Annotated in this window: 11 protein-coding genes and 2 pseudogenes; 4 read left to right on the forward strand and 9 right to left on the reverse strand. The window is 68.4% G+C overall.

What is annotated here, in order from left to right; genetic code table 11:
• Window positions 1-94: 94 nt before the first annotated feature.
• The gene (locus CRT60_RS05505; RefSeq protein WP_244592288.1) at window positions 95-2,824 is read right to left on the reverse strand and encodes a GAF domain-containing hybrid sensor histidine kinase/response regulator; all 2,730 of its coding nucleotides are present in this window, start codon (window positions 2,822-2,824) and stop codon (window positions 95-97) included.
• A gap of 379 nt (window positions 2,825-3,203) precedes the next feature.
• Here CRT60_RS05505 and CRT60_RS05510 point away from each other — a divergent pair, with 379 nt between their 5' ends.
• The 4 genes and pseudogenes from CRT60_RS05510 to CRT60_RS37735 all read left to right on the forward strand — a co-directional run.
• Window positions 3,204-4,460, forward strand: coding sequence for a cation:proton antiporter (locus tag CRT60_RS05510; protein ID WP_098735424.1), 1,257 nt, complete (start codon window positions 3,204-3,206; stop codon window positions 4,458-4,460).
• Between the two features lie 138 nt (window positions 4,461-4,598).
• Complete coding sequence (locus CRT60_RS05515; RefSeq protein WP_098735425.1) at window positions 4,599-5,597, forward strand: LLM class flavin-dependent oxidoreductase; 999 nt, start codon at window positions 4,599-4,601, stop codon at window positions 5,595-5,597.
• 101 nt (window positions 5,598-5,698) lie between these two features.
• A pseudogene (locus tag CRT60_RS05520) lies at window positions 5,699-6,179 on the forward strand (IS30 family transposase); the annotation flags it as partial.
• 59 nt (window positions 6,180-6,238) lie between these two features.
• Window positions 6,239-6,381 (forward strand): annotated as a pseudogene (locus CRT60_RS37735) (IS30-like element ISAzs27 family transposase); the annotation flags it as partial.
• 171 nt (window positions 6,382-6,552) lie between these two features.
• Here the strand turns inward: CRT60_RS37735 and CRT60_RS05525 are convergent.
• The 8 genes from CRT60_RS05525 to CRT60_RS05560 form a co-directional block, all read right to left on the reverse strand.
• Window positions 6,553-7,908, reverse strand: coding sequence for an ATP-binding cassette domain-containing protein (locus CRT60_RS05525; RefSeq protein WP_098735426.1), 1,356 nt, complete (start codon window positions 7,906-7,908; stop codon window positions 6,553-6,555).
• Window positions 7,909-8,057: 149 nt separating this feature from the next.
• Window positions 8,058-9,344, reverse strand: coding sequence for an NAD(P)/FAD-dependent oxidoreductase (locus tag CRT60_RS05530; protein WP_098735427.1), 1,287 nt, complete (start codon window positions 9,342-9,344; stop codon window positions 8,058-8,060).
• 45 nt (window positions 9,345-9,389) lie between these two features.
• Entirely contained in the window at window positions 9,390-10,826 is a 1,437-nt protein-coding gene (locus CRT60_RS05535) for an FAD-binding oxidoreductase (protein ID WP_098735428.1), read from the reverse strand.
• Window positions 10,827-10,884: 58 nt separating this feature from the next.
• Entirely contained in the window at window positions 10,885-11,961 is a 1,077-nt protein-coding gene (locus CRT60_RS05540; protein ID WP_098735429.1) for a polyamine ABC transporter substrate-binding protein, read from the reverse strand.
• Between the two features lie 47 nt (window positions 11,962-12,008).
• Entirely contained in the window at window positions 12,009-13,136 is a 1,128-nt protein-coding gene (locus tag CRT60_RS05545) for an ABC transporter ATP-binding protein (protein ID WP_098735430.1), read from the reverse strand.
• Window positions 13,133-13,939 carry an ABC transporter permease gene (locus CRT60_RS05550; protein WP_098735431.1) on the reverse strand — a complete coding sequence of 269 codons (807 nt, stop codon included), beginning with the start codon at window positions 13,937-13,939 and terminating at the stop codon, window positions 13,133-13,135. The genes CRT60_RS05545 and CRT60_RS05550 overlap by 4 nt, the downstream gene beginning before the upstream one ends.
• Entirely contained in the window at window positions 13,936-14,820 is an 885-nt protein-coding gene (locus CRT60_RS05555) for an ABC transporter permease (protein WP_204561684.1), read from the reverse strand. The genes CRT60_RS05550 and CRT60_RS05555 overlap by 4 nt, the downstream gene beginning before the upstream one ends.
• A gap of 169 nt (window positions 14,821-14,989) precedes the next feature.
• Window positions 14,990-15,619, reverse strand: a complete 630-nt coding sequence (locus CRT60_RS05560; RefSeq protein WP_161957980.1) for a cupin domain-containing protein — start codon at window positions 15,617-15,619, stop codon at window positions 14,990-14,992.
• Between the last annotated feature and the right edge of the window lie 86 nt (window positions 15,620-15,705).

A 15,705-nucleotide genomic window follows, 5' to 3' on the forward strand; every position in this document is an offset into this window, starting at 1 on the left:
ATCCCGAACCGAATGGTTCCTTGGAACACCCCTCACCTTCCCATGCTTCGCATGGGCCCCGAAGTCGCTCGCAAGTCTCGCGACTGCATTCCGCTTACGATCGCCCTTCGGCGCTCGTCCGGCCTGTGGCCGTCGGCTCCATGCCCTCTCCCGGGACGGGAGAGGGCGCTTCTCCTTCCACCCGCTTCGCCTCCGTCAGCAGCGTGTCCAGCACCTCGACCAGATGGTCGATGCGGTAGGGTTTCGCCAGCACCATCACGCCGGTGGCGCGGGCGACCTCCTCGCTGTAGCCGGTCGCCAGGACGACGGGCAGATCGGGCCGGAGCCGCTGCGCGCTCCGCGCCAGGTCGACGCCGCTCATGGTGCCGGGCATCACCACGTCGCTGAACAGCAGGTCGAAGCCGCCGGCCTCCAGCAGAGGCAGCGCCTCGTCGGCCGTGGCGGCACGGGTGACGGTGAAGCCGGCATCCTCCAGCGCGGTCGCCACGGTCAGCGCGACGATGGGATCGTCCTCCACCACCAGCACATGGCCGCCGACCCGGCTGGCACCGGCCTCCGCCACCGGTTCGGCCGCCGTCGCCGGGGCGGTGCCCGACCGGCGGATCAGCAGGCCGACGGTGGTGCCGCGCCCTTCCTCGCTCTCGATCCAGACGGTGCCGCCGGAATGGCGGGCGAAGCCGTAGACCTGCGACAGCCCGAGCCCGCTGCCCTTGCCGATCTCCTTGGTGGTGAAGAAGGGGTCGAAGGCGCGGGCCTGGACATCGGCCGGCATGCCGGTGCCGGTGTCGCTCACCGTCAGCCGCACGAATTCGCCCGACAGCCCGTTCGGCGCCTGCGGATCGCCGTGCGTCAGGGTGACGTTGGCCGCCCGGATCGACAGCATGCCGCCGTCCGGCATCGCATCGCGCGCATTGACCACGAGGTTCAGCAGGGCCAGCTCCAGCTGCGTCGCATCGACCTCCACCGGCCAGAGCCCGGCGGCGAAATCCACCTCCAGCCGGATGTCGGCGCGCAGGGCCCGGTTCAGCAGCTCCGACATGCCGAGCACGCGGTCGCGCAGATCGACCGTCTCCGGCCGCAGGGCCTGCCGGCGGGCGAAGGCCATCAGCTGCTGCACCAGCTTGGCGCCGCGGTCCACCGCCTGCCGCCCGGCATCGACCAGCGGCTGGATGCGCGTGCCCTCCGCCCGCTTCTCGATCATGTGCAGGCAGCCGGACAGTGCCTGGAGCAGGTTGTTGAAGTCGTGGGCGACGCCGCCGGTCATCTGGCCCAGCGCCTCGGTCTTCTGCGTCTGCAACAGGGCGATCTGGACACGCTCGCGCTCCGCCACCTCCTCGGCGACGCGGGCCTCCAGCGTGGCGTTGAGCTGTTGCAGCTCCTCCTCGGCCCGCTTCGCCTCGGTGACGTCGCTGCCCTCGACGAACAGGCCGGTGACGCGGCCGTCCTCGTCCTTGATCGGCTGATAGACGAAGGTGAGGAAGCGCTCCTCCAGCGGCCCGTCCGGCCTGCGCCGGAAACTGATCGGCATGCTGTGCCCGACGAAGGTCTCGCCGCTGGCATAGACGCGATCGAGCAATTCGAAGAAGCCCTGGCCCTCCACCTCCGGCAAGGCGTCCCGCGCCGGTCGGTCCACCAGATCCTGGCGGCCGACCAGCTGCATATAGGTATCGTTCGCCAGTTCGAAGACATGGTCCGGACCGCGCAGCACGCACATGAAGCTTGGCGCCTGCCGGAACAGGGTGCGCAGCCGCTCCCCCTCCGCCGCCAGCCGGGCGTTGGCCGCCTCCACCGCGGCGCGTTCGCGGATCAGCGCCGTGTTGGCGGCCCGCAAGGCCGCCTCGGCGAGGGCACGCTCGACCGCGGCCCAGGTCCGTTCGGCCACATCCTCCGCCAGGGCGGCGTCGGTCTCGGTCCAGTGGCGCGCCTCGCTCTCATGCAGGTAGAGGATGGCGGTCAACTGACCGGCCTTCAACAGGGGCACGACCAGCAGCGCGCGGGCCCCGATCCCGGCGAAGCCCGCCGCCGGCCCGCTTCCGCTGGTGCGCGGGTCGGTGGCGACGTCGTCGACGCGCAGCGTGTATCCCGCCCGCAGCTCGGCGATCAGCGCCGGGCCGAAGCTGTCGAGCGGCCGTGACTGGCCGGCGAGGCTTTCCACCCCGCTGTCGCTCCAGTCCCGGTCCACCGAAATCATGCTGCCGGTTGGATCGATCCGGCCATAACCGGCCCGCGCCACCCGCAGATGGCGGCCGATGGCTTCGGCGGCGGCGGCGGTGATGCCGACCGGATCGTTCAGTCCGCGCAGCTTCTCCGCCAGATCGAGCTGGAAGGTCAGCCGCCGTTCGGCCAGCACGCGGGCGGTGTTCTCGGTGCAGGCGCAGAACATGCCGGCGACATGGCCGGCCTCGTCGCGGACCGGGCTGTAGGAGAAGGTGAAATAGGTCTCCTCCCAGTAGCCGTGCCGCTCCATGAACAGCTGCAGATCCTGATGGTAGAACGCTTCCCCGGACAAAGCCCGCGCCACAAGAGGAATCAACTGGTGCCAGGTTTCGGCCCAGACCTCGGCGAAGGGGCGGCCAAGCGCCTCCGGCTTGTCGCCGAGGATCGGGCGGTAGCTGTCATTGTGGAGGAAGGTCAGCTCCGGCCCCCAGGCCGTGAACATCGGAAAGCCGGAGGTCAGCATCAGATTGACGGTGGTGCGCAGCGACTGCGGCCAGTGCTCCGGCGGGCCGAGCGGTGTCGCCGACCAGTCCATCTCCCGCATCCGCCGGCCCATCTCGCCGCCGCCGGTGAAGACATCCGGACCGCTGCCGGCCCTGCTTTTCATGCCGTCAGGGTTTTCCATGCCGCCGGCTGCGCGGACGGGACCTGCGGATTGACGCAGCCTTGCGGCGTCCTGCCAGACCGGGTCGGCCATCATGCGACCGATTTCGCTGCCGCGGCGGTACGGCGACGATGAACATAAATTAGAGGAAACATAAGGATCCCTGCGCAGATCGTGGCGCAAGAATAGGCAATCGCAACAGGGGTGGCAATCAGCGCCCTCTAGCCATTTGGGAGTAGTTGACCCGAATCCTCATGCGCACGCGACTTTTGCGCCTCTGCCGATGTTTTCGACATCATCGCAGCCGGCAGGCGTTTCCTGGTCCGGCCCGGAGTTTGTCGGGCGACTGCGCAGCGTGTGCTGCTTTTTTCGGAGAATGCGCGTGGGTCCGTTCCATCTCTCCGCCATATTGCTGAGCCTGGCGGCGATCTTCGGTCTCATCAATCACAAGTGGTTGAAGCTGCCCAACACCATCTCGCTGTTCTTCCAGGGGCTGGCTCTGGCGCTGCTGGTGAGCGGAATCGACGCGGTGGGCTCCACCCTGGGCGTGGGCGACTGGCTGCGCGGCCTGATCGACCAGATCAGCCTGCCGGCGATCCTGCTCGACGGCATCCTCAGCCTGCTGCTCTACACCGCCGCGGTGAACGAGGATCTGTGCGTCCTGCTGACGCGGAAATGGACGGTTCTGGCGCTGGCGACGGTGAGCGTCCTGCTGTTCACCGGCCTGTTGGGGCTGGGGCTGCACCTCCTCTTCCCGCTGGTCGGGATCGAGGTGCCGCTGATCTGGTGCCTGGTGCTGGGAGCGGCGGTGGCGCCGACCGACCCGGTGGCGGTGCATGGCATCCTGGGGCGGCTGCCGGTTCCGGACAGCTTGCGGTCGGTGATCTCCGGCGAAAGCCTGTTCAACGACGGCGCCGGTGTGGTGCTCTTCGTCACGCTGCTCCACCTCGCGACCGGCAGCGAGCAGGACCTGACGGTGGGGGAGGCCGCGCTGGATTTCCTGAAAGAGGCGGTGGGCGGGGCGGCGCTTGGCTTCGTCTGCGGCTGGATCGCCTATCAGGCGAAGCGGCGGGTCGATGAGAGTGCGGTTGAGCTGACCATCTCGCTGGCGCTGGTGCTCGGCACCTATTCGCTGGCCAGCCGGCTCGGCCTGTCCGGCCCCATCGCCGTGGTGGTCGCAGGATTGCTGATCGGCTCCACCACCGGGCGGCATGTGCGCAGCGACGAGAGCCGCCGCGACCTGCATGTGGTCTGGAGGATGATCGACGCCGTGCTGAATTCGCTGCTGTTCCTGCTGGTGGGGCTGGAGGCGACGGTGGTGATCTCCTGGACCGGGCCGGTTCTGCTCGCCGCCGTGCTGGCCGTTCCGCTGGCGCTGGCGGCGCGGATGCTCAGCCTGACGCCGGCCCTGCTCATGCATATGGGGCGGACCGACAAATCCAGCGCGCTGGCCGTCCTGACCTGGGCGGGGCTGCGCGGCGGCGTTGCCGTGGCGCTGGTGCTGTCGCTGCCGGCCAGCCCCTACCGCGATCCCATCCTGGCGGTCTGCTATGTCGCCGTCGCCTTCAGCATCCTGGTGCAGGGCCTGACCCTGGAACCCATCGGCCGTCGGCTTTACGGCGGCCGGCAGGATTCCTGACCTTCACCACACCGTCTTACCGCACGCAAGGCAGCCGCGCGGGCCCCGGCGTGGAAGCGGCCCCTCCGGGACCATACCTTCAATGGCAACCGATGGCCGCATGCCGGCCCCACCCCCGTTCCTGTCAGGGACCGCGCGATGATTCCCTTTTCCGTTCTCGACCTCAGCCCCATCGTCCAGGGGGCGAGCGCCGGCGACAGCTTCCGCAACACCCTCGACCTCGCCCGCCATGCGGAAGGCTGGGGCTACAAGCGCTATTGGCTGGCCGAGCACCACAACATGCCGGGCATCGCCAGTGCCGCCACCGCCGTGGTGATCGCCCATGTCGCCGCCGGCACCTCGACCATCCGTGTCGGGTCGGGCGGGGTGATGCTGCCCAACCATGCGCCGCTGGTGGTGGCGGAGCAGTTCGGCACGCTGGAGTCGCTTTATCCCGGCCGCATCGACCTCGGGCTCGGCCGTGCACCCGGCACCGACATGATGACGGCGCGGGCGCTGCGCCGCGACATGACCGACAGCGGCGACCGCTTCCCGCAGGATGTCGTCGAGCTGCAGATGTATTTCGAGGAGCCGGAGGCCAACCAGCGCATCCGCGCCGTGCCGGGGGCCGGGCTGAAGGTGCCCCTGTGGCTGTTGGGCTCCAGCCTGTTCAGTGCGCAGCTGGCGGCGATGCTCGGGCTGCCCTTCGCCTTCGCCTCCCACTTCGCGCCCGACATGCTGATGGAGGCGCTGGCGATCTACCGCGCCCGCTTCGAACCGTCGGCGACGCTCGACAAGCCGCACGCCATGGTCGCCGCTAATATTTTCGCCGCCGACACCGAGGCGGAGGCGCGGCGCATCTTCTCCTCCGCCCAGCAGCAGTTCGCCAATTTGCGCCGCGGCACGCCGGGCAAGCTGCCGCCGCCGGTGGACGACATCGAGTCCTGGTGGAGCAGCCCGGCCGAGAAGATGATGGTGGACCGCGCGCTTGGCACCATGGCCGCGGTCGGCACGCCCGATCAGGTGGCGGGCAAGCTGTCGGAGATCGTCCGCGCCACCCAGGCGGACGAGCTGATCCTGGCCGGCCAGATCCACGACCATGCCGCCCGCCTGCGCTCCTTCCAGATCGGGGCGGAGGTGCGTGAGCGGATCGCCTGAGGACGCGGTCCGGGTGAAAATCGCGAGGGGGCGAAAAAAGCGCTTGCGCGGCATCGGCCAAGCGGCCTATACACCGCCTCCCGCGACGCAGCACGGTTCGAAAGTCGATCGCCAATCGTCCGGCCGAGGTGGAGACCCGGCAGAGTTTCGGGCACTGGGAATGTGACTTGGTGATCTTCAGCCCTCAGTTTGGCAAATCCAACATCACGTCTCTTCAGGAGCGTCAGAGCCGATACCATATCCTCATTGCCAATGAGGATCGCCGCTCAGCCGAGGTGATCAGCCGGATCGCAACGGTGCTTGGCAAATTTCCACATCATGCATGCCGGACCATTACTTTTGACCGGGGAACGGAGTTCCTGTCCTACAAGAGCCTATCGTTGGACAGTTACTTCTGCAATCCGCGCAGCCCCTGGCAAAAAGGTGGCGTCGAGAATGCCAACGGACGTTTGCGGCGATATTTGCCTTTGGGCGTCCCTGTAGCGGAGCGCAATGGCGCAGCACTTTCCGCCCTCGCGAAGCGGCTCAACGATATGCCACGCCGCTGCCTTGACTACAGGACGCCAGCCGAAGTCTTTGCGGCCAATCTGGCGGCTTCGAAGGTCGGACGGTAGACACCAGCACAACGGACCAACGGCGTAAGAGGTTGAGGAGCCAGCAGGCCTCCCCTGCCCCGCCGCTCGCACCGGTGGGTCCACAGGCTTGATCCGCCATCGCGATGGAGGAGCGCGGATCAAGCCTATGGACTACCGGTACGAGCTCCCTCTCCCGGCATGATGGATAAAAAGCGGGCCACCCGATCAACAAAAACGTGTTGTCGCACTTCAGCTTGATTCCGCCGCGGGGTAGGTTCTTTTCCGAAGTGCAACGTCCCCGTCATCCGAGCGTGTGGCCGGCCGCCGAGGCGCATCGCGTCTTTTCCATTATGCGGCGTCGCATAAGAGGCTCGGAAACCTCAGGCCAGTGCGCGGAGGCGGCCGTTTTCCAGGCGCAGGCTGCGGTCGGCCCAGCCGGAGAGCGGCAGCGCCCCGTGGCTCGCCAGAAGAACGGCGGACCCATCGTTTCGGGCGGCCGCCGCCAGCACCCCCAGGGCATGGGCGGCACGACCGGGGTCCAGCCCGCTCAGCGGCTCGTCGAGCAGAAACAGGCGGGGCCGCCCTGCCACCAGACCGGCCAACGCCACGAGTTGGCGCTCTCCGACGCTGAGGCTCTGCGGCGCGCGGTCCGCCAGCGGGGCGAGGCCGAACTGCGCAATCGCCCGGTCCACCCGTTCGGCCCGGTCGGGTGGGCGCAGGCCGGCGCGGGTCAGGGCGAAGCCGATCTCCGTCCGCACCGTCTCGGCGAAGAAATGACGCGGCGGATCCTGCGGCAGGAAACCGACGCGGCCCGGCAGGTCGCGCGGGCTGGGATTGCGCAGGTCGGTGACGGTGACGGTGCCGTCCTCCAGCGGTTCCGCACCGATCAGGCAGCGCAGCAGCCTGCTCTTCCCTGCCCCGTTGACGCCACTGAGGTGGAAACGCCGCCCCGCCGGCACCGTCATCGCAAGCCGGTCGAACAAGGGCGTGCCGTCGCCGCGTGGAACCCGCAGCCCTTCGGCATGCAGGACCGGCGCCTCCGCCGGCCTCCTGCCCTCCTCGCCTGGAACGTCCCCGCCTGGAACAGGCTCGTCGGGAGGGGCCGGCGCCGCGCGTCCGTCCGGGGCCGGCATGTGCAGATGGACGGCGGGCAGGCCGGTCAGCCGGTCCGGCCGGTGCTCGCTGACCAGCAGGATGCGCCCCATGGCGAGCCGCCGTCGGATGACGGACCGCAGCATCTGCACCCCGGCATCGTCCAGCAGGGCGAAGGGCTCGTCGAGCAGCAGCACCGCCGGATCGGCTGCCAGGGCTGCGGCAATGGCGAGGCGGTGGCGTTCCCCCATCGACAGCGTCTCGATCCGGCGGCCGGCGGCACCCTCCAACCCGACCTCGCGCAGGGCATCGGCGATCCGTGCCGCATTTTCCCCGCCCGGCGGAAGGTGGGTGCGGAGGCCGGCCGTCAGTGCGGCCTCCACCGGGCCGGAGCGCAGTGGAATGTCGGGAATCTGCGGCACGAAGGCGACCGGACAGGCAATCCCCCTCGGCACGGCGATGCCGCCCTCGACCGCCATCACCCGTCCGTCATGCCCCGGCAACCCGGCAAGCGCCCGCAACACGCTGGTCTTGCCGGTGCCGGTGGGGCCGGTGATCAGGCCGCATTGCCCGGCGGTAAGCTCGACACGGCCCAGCCGCAGCCATGGCGTTCCGTTGCCCACTATGACGATGGGTGGCTTCATCGCTCGCTCTCCACGCCCCGGCTCCCGGTTTAGGGATGCGCTATATTCGTTAGAATATATCGAGCGTGTGCGCTGCACAAGCCGTCCGGCGAAGGCTATGCGTCCCCATGAATAGTCTGATCGATGCCTGCTGAGGCACCGGACAGGTTTTAAAGCCCCAGCCGGTCCAGGATGCGGCCGTGCTGCACGACGCTCCAGACGCCCAGCGGCCACAGGGCGTGGAAGCGGATCGCCTTCGGCTCGATGACCGGCAGGTCGAGCCGGGCGGCACTCCCGTCGATCAGCCGCCGCGCCAGCTGTTCGGCAATCGCCGTTCCCAGCGCCACGCCGCGTCCGTTGCAGCCGAGATAGGCGAGCACGCCCGGCGCCGGTTCGTGCAGATGGGGCCAATGGTCCTTCGTGATGGCGAGCCGGCTGTTCCAGCCATGGGTCCAGCGCAGCCCCGCAAGCTGGGGCCACACTATCTCCGCATAGTCGGTGAGATAGGCCAGCGGTTCCGGCGTGCCGATCGGCCGCATCGGGCCGCGGCCCCCCATCAACAGCCGCCCCCTGGCGTCGATCCGGTAATAGACGGTGATCCGGCCGCTTTCGTAGACCGCCGGACGGTCGGGCAGGACACCCAGCAGGCGGTCGTCGCCGAGCGGCTCGCTCGCCGCGATGGCGCTGAACACCGGCACCACCGTGCGCCGCAGTCCCTGCCATAGGTCGTCGGTGAAGCCGTTGGTGGCGATCAGGATCTTCTCGGCCTCGATGGTGCCGGCCGGCGTCTCGATGGACCAGCCGCCGGGGCGCCGGTTCAGCGCCCGTGCCGGCGTGCGGCCATGGACCGCGGCACCGGCGGCGATGGCCGCCGCCGCGAGGCCGCGCACATAGGCCAGCGGATTCAGATGGCCGCCGCGCCGGTCGAGCATCGCGCCGTGATAGGCCGTGGTCCCGGTGGCGCCGGCCGTCTCCTCCCGGTCGAGAAAGGACACCGGCATGCCGCGGACCATGCATTGGCGCGCGCTCTCCGCCACGCCGCCCGTCGATCTGGCGCTGCGCGCGGCCCGGAGCGTGCCGCTTCGCCGCGCCTCGCAGGCGATGCCCAGCCGGTCGATCAGCGCGAAGGTCCTGTCGGTCGTCCCATAGGCGAATTCGACCATCCGGGGGCCGAGGTCGGGACCCCAGATCCGTTCGATCTCGTCGGGATCGAACTTCAGTCCCGGATTGAGCTGGCCGCCGTTGTTTCCCGAGGCGCCCCATCCCGGCTCGCCCTGGTCGATCACCACGGTGTCCACCCCGGCTTCCGCCAGATGAAGCGCAGTCGTCAGCCCGACGATGCCGGCGCCGACAATCGCCACCGAGGCCCGGCGCGAACCGCCGAGCGGCGGGGTCGGCGGTGCCGGCGGCGCGTCGAGCGAATAGACATTCGGAGGCAAGGCGAGAGGCGCGGTCATGAGGACGGCTTTCCGGAAGGAGGCGACGATTTTCCCGCGAAACGCTCAGGCCGGTTCGGCCGGCAGGAAGATCTTGCCCGGATTCATCAGCCCGTTCGGATCGAGCATCTGCTTGATCCCGCGCATCAGCAGAAGTTCGTCGGGGTTCTTGGTCCGCGCCAGCCGCTTGCGGTAGGTGTAGCCGACGCCGTGCTCGGCCGTGATGCTGCCGCCGAGATCCATCGCGATGTCGTCGATGATCACATCGACGTCGTCCGACGCCGCCTCGAACGCCTCGGCAGTCGCGAAACGCTCGTGCGGGAACAGCACCACGACGTGGATGTTGCCGTCGCCGATATGGCCGACCATCATGACGTTGGCGTCGGGATAGGCGGCGAGCACCGCAGCCTCGACCCGCTCGACGAAGGCCGGCTGCTCGGCGACCGGAACCGAGGTGTCGTGCGACATGGTCTTGCCGGCGAGCTTGAATTCGCCGGTGACGCCATGGCGCAGCTTCCAGATCGCCTCCTCCTGGGCGAGGCTGGAGCCGATGACGGCGTCGCTGACCAGACCGGCCTCGAAGATCTCGCCGAGAAACGCCTCCATGTCCGCCGCCAGCGGGGCGTCGGGCCGCGAATCCCCCACCTCCAGCAGCAGATACCAGGGGGCCGGCTGGGCGAAGGGCATCACCGTGCCGGTCACGTATTTCAGCACGAAATCCATATAGGACGAGCCGATGATCTCGAAGCTGGAGATGCGCTCGCCGAAGGTCTTGCGCGCCTGTGCGAACAGGGTCAGCGCATCCGCCACGCCCGCTATCTGCATCATCGCGATGGAGCGCGAGCGGATGGCCGGGAACAGCTTCAGCGTCGCGGCGGTGACGATGCCGAGCGTGCCCTCGGCGCCGACGAACAGCTGCTTCAGATCGTAGCCCGAATTGTCCTTGCGCAGCCGGCGCAGGCCGCCCAGCACCGTGCCGTCGGCCAGCACGACCTCCAGCCCGAGCACGAGCTGGCGCATGTTGCCGTAGCGCAGAACGGCGATGCCGCCGGCATTGGTGGCGATGTTGCCGCCGATCTGGCAGCTGCCCTCGGCGCCGAGGCTCAGCGGGAACAGCAGCCCGTCGCGGGCCGCCGCCGCCTGGATGTCGGCGAGGATGCAGCCCGCCTCCACCGTGATCGTTTCCTCCGCCGCGGAAACCGCGCGGATGCGGTTCATGCGGTCGAGGCGCAGGACGATGCTCGGCCGCGGTCCGACCGGCGTGGCGGCGCCGCACAGGCCGGTGTTGCCGCCCTGCGGCACGATGGCCACCCCGGCGGCGGCACAGGCCTTCACCACGCCGGACACCTCCGCCGTGCTCGCCGGCTTGACCACGGCCAGCGCCTCGCCCGTGTAGCGGCCGCGGTGGTCGGTGAGGAAGGCCGCGGTGTCGGGGGCGGCGGTGACGACATACCGCTCCCCGACAATCGAGATCAGTTCGGCAAGCAGGGCATCGTGGGACATGGCATTCGCACCGATGGCAGCGGCAAGAGGTAGGATGGAGGACGGGATCGTCCGGCGGTCAGGTCAGCATCCACTCGGCATAGCGTTTCTGCATCGCCGTGTAGTTCTCGCTCCACCATTGGGAATCGACGATCACGTTCTTGCCGTTGGTGAGGTCGGGCAGATACTGGCTGGCGGTCCCGCCCTTCACCTCGTCCATCGCCGCGACGCTGTTCGGCAGATAATAGCCGCGCGTCGCCCAGGCGACCTGACGGTCCGGCCGCAGGCAGAAGTCGATGAAGCGCATCGCCGCCTCCTTGTTCTTCGTGCCCTTGGGAACAGCGAAATAGTCGAGCGAATTGATCGTCTGCGCGAAGGAGAAGTCCAGGCTGGCGCCCGCCTTCTGGGCCGACTTGACCCGGTTGAAATAGCTGTAGGAGAAGTCGGCCTCGCCCTGGACGATGGCGTTCACCTGATCGGGGGTGGTGGCCGCCCATTTGCTGACATGGGGCTTGATGCGGTCGAGCATGCGGAACGCCCGCTCGACGTCGAGCGGGTAGAGATCCTTCGGCGCGACGCCGTCGGCGATCAGCGCGGCCTCCAGCGTTTCCGACGCCAGCGACCGCATCACCCGGCGGCCGGGGAAGCGCGCCACGTCGTAGAAGCCGGCGAAATCGACGGGATGCTTGCCATCGGGAGAGCGCTTGGCATCCCAGACCAGTCCGCCGCTGTAGAGATAGAGCGGCATGTAGTCGGGCGCCGCGGCCTGCACCAGCGGACCCGGTTTGACGATCGAGAGGTCGAGTTCCTCCCACAGCTTGTCGCGGGCGCCGGAGGTGGCGAAGGCGGCGGGTGCGTCGATGACGTCCCACTGCACGGCCTTGCTCTGCACCTGCGCCTTCACCTTGGCCATGTCGCCGTTGTCGACCAGCGCGACCTTGATGCCGGTCTCCTGGGTGAAGGGGTCGGCGAAGATCTCGCGGACCATCTTGTTGTAGTCGCCGCCCCAGGAGGTGACGGTGAGGGTGGTGTCGGCGGCATGGGCGCGGCGGGAGAACACCGCCGGCGCCGCCGTCAGGCCCACGATGCCGGCGAGGCCGGCGGCACCGCCCTTCAGCAGCCCGCGCCGCGAAGTCAGGAACGTCGTCTTGGTCATGGGCACTTTCCCCCTCGTTTTTCGGCAGTGGTCAAAACCGGTCGGCGTCAGCCGGCCGACAGAGGTGTGTTGGGCAGCGTTGTGTCGGGCGGCGGTGGCAGCAGCCGGGCGTGGTCCATGGTCCAGCCGGCGCGGACCGTCTCGTCGCGGCGGGCGCCGGCCCGGCCCGGCTGGTTGAGTTCCTGGACGATGACCATGCTGCCGTCGGCGCAGCGCACGAAGTGCCGCACCACCCCGCCGAGCAGGATCGAATCCTCGATCCGGCCGGCGACGCTGGTGGGATCGGCGCGGTCGGTCAGCATCATGTTCTCCGGGCGGACCAGCAGGACGCCGCGGTCGCCGGGCCTGACCGGCCGGTCGGGCGCCGGCACCGGGAAGGCGCCGAGCGCGGTCTTCAGCGTGACGGTGCCGCCCTCCCCTGCCGCGATCTCGCCGGGGATCAGGTTGGAGCTGCCGATGAACTCGGCGCTGAACACGGTCTCCGGCTTGAAATAGAGGGTGTCGGGCTGTCCCTGCTGCTCGATCCGGCCGCCGTTCATCAGGACGATGCGGTCGGACATCGTCAGCGCCTCGTCCTGGTCGTGCGTCACATAGAGCATGGTGATGCCAAGCTCGGCATGGAGCCGCTTGATCTCCAGCTGCATCTGCTCGCGCAGCTTCTTGTCGAGCGCGCCGAGCGGCTCGTCCATCAGGATCAGCGCCGGATTGTAGACGATGCAGCGGGCGAGCGAGACGCGCTGCTGCTGGCCGCCCGACAGTTCGCGCGGCTTGCGCCCGGCGACATGGCCGAGCTGGATCAGGTCGAGCACGCCGGTGACCTTGCGCCGGATCTCGTCCTTGGACAGGCCGCGCACCTGCAGGGGGAAGGCGATGTTCTCGAACACCGTCATGTGCGGCATCAGCGCGTAGTTCTGGAACACCATGCCCAGGCCGCGCCGGTTGGTCGGCAGGGTGGTGGCGTCGCGGCCGTCGATGATGATCCGGCCGGAACTAGGGCCGATCATGCCGGCGATCAGGTTGAGCAGGGTCGATTTGCCCGAGCCGCTCGGCCCCAGCAGCGTGACGAACTCGCCCTTGGCGATCGACAGGTCGATGCTGTGCAGGGCCTCGAACTCGCCATAGCGTTTCGTGACGCCCTGGAGCTGGACCATGGCGGGAGCGGACGGAGCGTTCATGAATGCGCCTCGGTCTTGCGCTGCAGGGCGATGATGCCCAGAGCGATGAGCAACGACAGGACGGTGAGCAGGGTCGATACCGCGGCCAGGACCGGCGTCAGTTCCCAGCGGATGGAGCTGTACATCTTGACCGGCAGCGTCATGGCGTCGGTGCCGGTCAGGAAATAGGCGACCACCACCTCGTCCAGCGACATCAGGAAGGCGAAGAGCGCGCCGACGGCGATGGCCGGCCCGAGCTGCGGCAGCACCACGCGGAAGAACACCACCCGCCGCGAGGCCCCCATGATCGACGCCACGGTCTCCAGCGCGATGTCCGAATGCTGAAGTCCCGACATCACCGAGATCATGATGTAGGGCGTGGTCAGCATGACATGGGCGAGGACGACGCCCGCGGTGGTGTCGAGCAGCCCCCAGTTGGAGAATTGCAGGTAGAGGCCGAGGCCGAGGACGATGACCGGCACCAGCATCGGCATCATGAAGAGGCCGCGCAGCAGGCCCCGGCCGGGCAGCTCCGACCGCGCCAGCGCATAGGCGGCGGGCACCGCCAGCAGCAGGGCGATCGCCGTGGTGGCGACGGCGACGACCAGGCTCTGCACCATCGATCCCCACCAGGCCGGATCGGTGAAGAACTGCCGGTAGAGCCCGAGGGAGAACTCCCGCGGCGGGAACTCGATCTGTCCGGAATTGCCGAAGGAGATCGGCACGACGATCAGGCTCGGCACCAGCAGGAAGAGATAGCAGAGCCAGGCGGCGGCGGTGACGATGCGGCGGGCAATGTGGCTGGAGCCGAACAGCGGGTTCATGCCGCACCTCCCGACAGGCCGCCGCGCACCCGGCCCAGCATCGCGACCAGCAGGCCCGAGATCGCCAGCAGGGCCACGGCCGTCGCCGAGGCGGCGGTCCAGTCCAGCGTCTGGCGGGTGTAGAAATCGACGAGGTTGGCGACCATCATGTCCTGCCGCCCGCCGAGCAGGGCCGGGGTGATGTACATGCCGATCGACAGCGTCACGTTGATCAGCACCCCGGCGACCACGCCCGGCAGGCTGAGCGGCAGGATGATCTTCCAGAAGATGCGCAGCGGGCCGGCGCCCATCGTCTCGGCGGCGAGGATGAGGCGGCGGTCGAGCGCCAGCAGGCTGCCGAGGATCGACAGGATCATGAAGGGCAGCAGGAAATTGATCATGCCCAGCACCACGCCGACGCGGTTGAACATCATCGGCAGGTTGATCTGGCCGCCGCTGAGGAAGCCGAGCAGCTGGTTGACCAGCCCCTGGTTGCCGAACACCGCCACCAGCGCGAAGCTCTTGACCAGGATGCTGGTCCAGAACGGCAGCATCACCATCACCAGACAGGCCGTCCGCCGCCGCGGCGGCTGGGCCGCCAGATGCATGGCGACCGGATAGCCGAAGACCAGGCTGACCAGCGTGCCGGTGATCGCGATCTCGAAGGTGTTGCGCAGGACCTTGAGGAACAGGGTGCTCGACGCCAGCTCGGCGTAGGCCCGCAGGGACAGATGGCCAGACAGCTGGCCGGACGTCTGGCCGTCATAGAGGCTGGTCCACAGCGTGAGGCCCAGCGGATAAAGCAGGATGGCGAACATCAGAACGGTCAGGGGGGCCAGAAGCACTATCGCCGACCAGGGACCGAGACCCGATGCGCCCGATGCGGTGGATGAACTGGTCAACGCAGCACGTCCTTCAGTTCCGGCACGGGATCCGGGGGGCGCCTGCGGCGCGCCCCGGCGGGGTGTGTTGAAACTATGGGCGCCAATTTTCAGTAAGGCAACGGGTATTTTCAATATTCTAAAAACAGCGGATCGGTGGGCCTTCAGGAATCCGCATGAGGCCGCCGCATCAGATGTCGGCGTTCACCCAGAACACCGTGGCCGGCCGCGCGCTGCTGTTGGCGAAGCGGTGCGGCTTGTCGCTGGAAAAGGCGAAACAGTCGCCCTCGTAGAGCATGAAGGTCTCACCGTCGATCTGAAGCTCCAGCGCGCCGGACAGGATGAAGCCGATCTCCTCGCCCTTGTGCGTGTAGGGCTGCGCCCCGGAATTGCAGCCCGGCTGGATCGCCATGAAGAAGCCGCGCAGCCGCTTGCTTGCGACCGGGGACGCGACGTCCTTGCGGATTCCGTCGAGGTCGAGCAGCTGCGACCGCTCCCCGGCCCGCACGATATAACGGCTTTCGGTGGGTTTGGACGATGACGGGTCGATCAGCCAGGCCGGCATCACCCCGAAGGCGGCGGCGACCGTATAGACCGTCCGCACCGTCGGCGACACCAATCCGCGCTCCAGCTGCGACAGCGTGCCGATCGACACGCCGGTCGCCTTCGCCAGATCGGTCAGCGTCATGCCCGCCTTGAGCCGCAGATCCCGGATCCGCTGCCCGAGCTTCTGCGTCTCCTCATCCACATTGGTGCCGGGGGTGGCACCGTTCGCCTGGACGCGCTCGGCGCCATCCTCAGCGGTCTTCGTGTGCGGCATCGACGTGGCGCATCCGTTCCTGTGATCAGGACCGATGCCGGCGACGCCGGGCGGTCCCATAATGATCGCCAGGATAGCAACCGGTT

Origin of the sequence: Azospirillum palustre (assembly GCF_002573965.1) — a bacterium.
In the GTDB taxonomy this organism is placed as follows: Bacteria; Pseudomonadota; Alphaproteobacteria; order Azospirillales; family Azospirillaceae; genus Azospirillum; species Azospirillum palustre.

Bases quoted from the DNA above. Each gene is read 5' to 3' on its own strand.
- CRT60_RS05505 (WP_244592288.1), bottom strand. From the start codon at position 2,824: ATGAAAAGCAGGGCCGGCAGCGGTCCGGATGTCTTCACCGGCGGCGGC.
- CRT60_RS05515 (WP_098735425.1), top strand. From the start codon at position 4,599: ATGATTCCCTTTTCCGTTCTCGACCTCAGCCCCATCGTCCAGGGGGCG.
- CRT60_RS05525 (WP_098735426.1), bottom strand. From the start codon at position 7,908: ATGAAGCCACCCATCGTCATAGTGGGCAACGGAACGCCATGGCTGCGG.
- CRT60_RS05530 (WP_098735427.1), bottom strand. From the start codon at position 9,344: ATGACCGCGCCTCTCGCCTTGCCTCCGAATGTCTATTCGCTCGACGCG.
- CRT60_RS05535 (WP_098735428.1), bottom strand. From the start codon at position 10,826: ATGTCCCACGATGCCCTGCTTGCCGAACTGATCTCGATTGTCGGGGAG.
- CRT60_RS05540 (WP_098735429.1), bottom strand. From the start codon at position 11,961: ATGACCAAGACGACGTTCCTGACTTCGCGGCGCGGGCTGCTGAAGGGC.
- CRT60_RS05545 (WP_098735430.1), bottom strand. From the start codon at position 13,136: ATGAACGCTCCGTCCGCTCCCGCCATGGTCCAGCTCCAGGGCGTCACG.
- CRT60_RS05550 (WP_098735431.1), bottom strand. From the start codon at position 13,939: ATGAACCCGCTGTTCGGCTCCAGCCACATTGCCCGCCGCATCGTCACC.
- CRT60_RS05560 (WP_161957980.1), bottom strand. From the start codon at position 15,619: ATGCCGCACACGAAGACCGCTGAGGATGGCGCCGAGCGCGTCCAGGCG.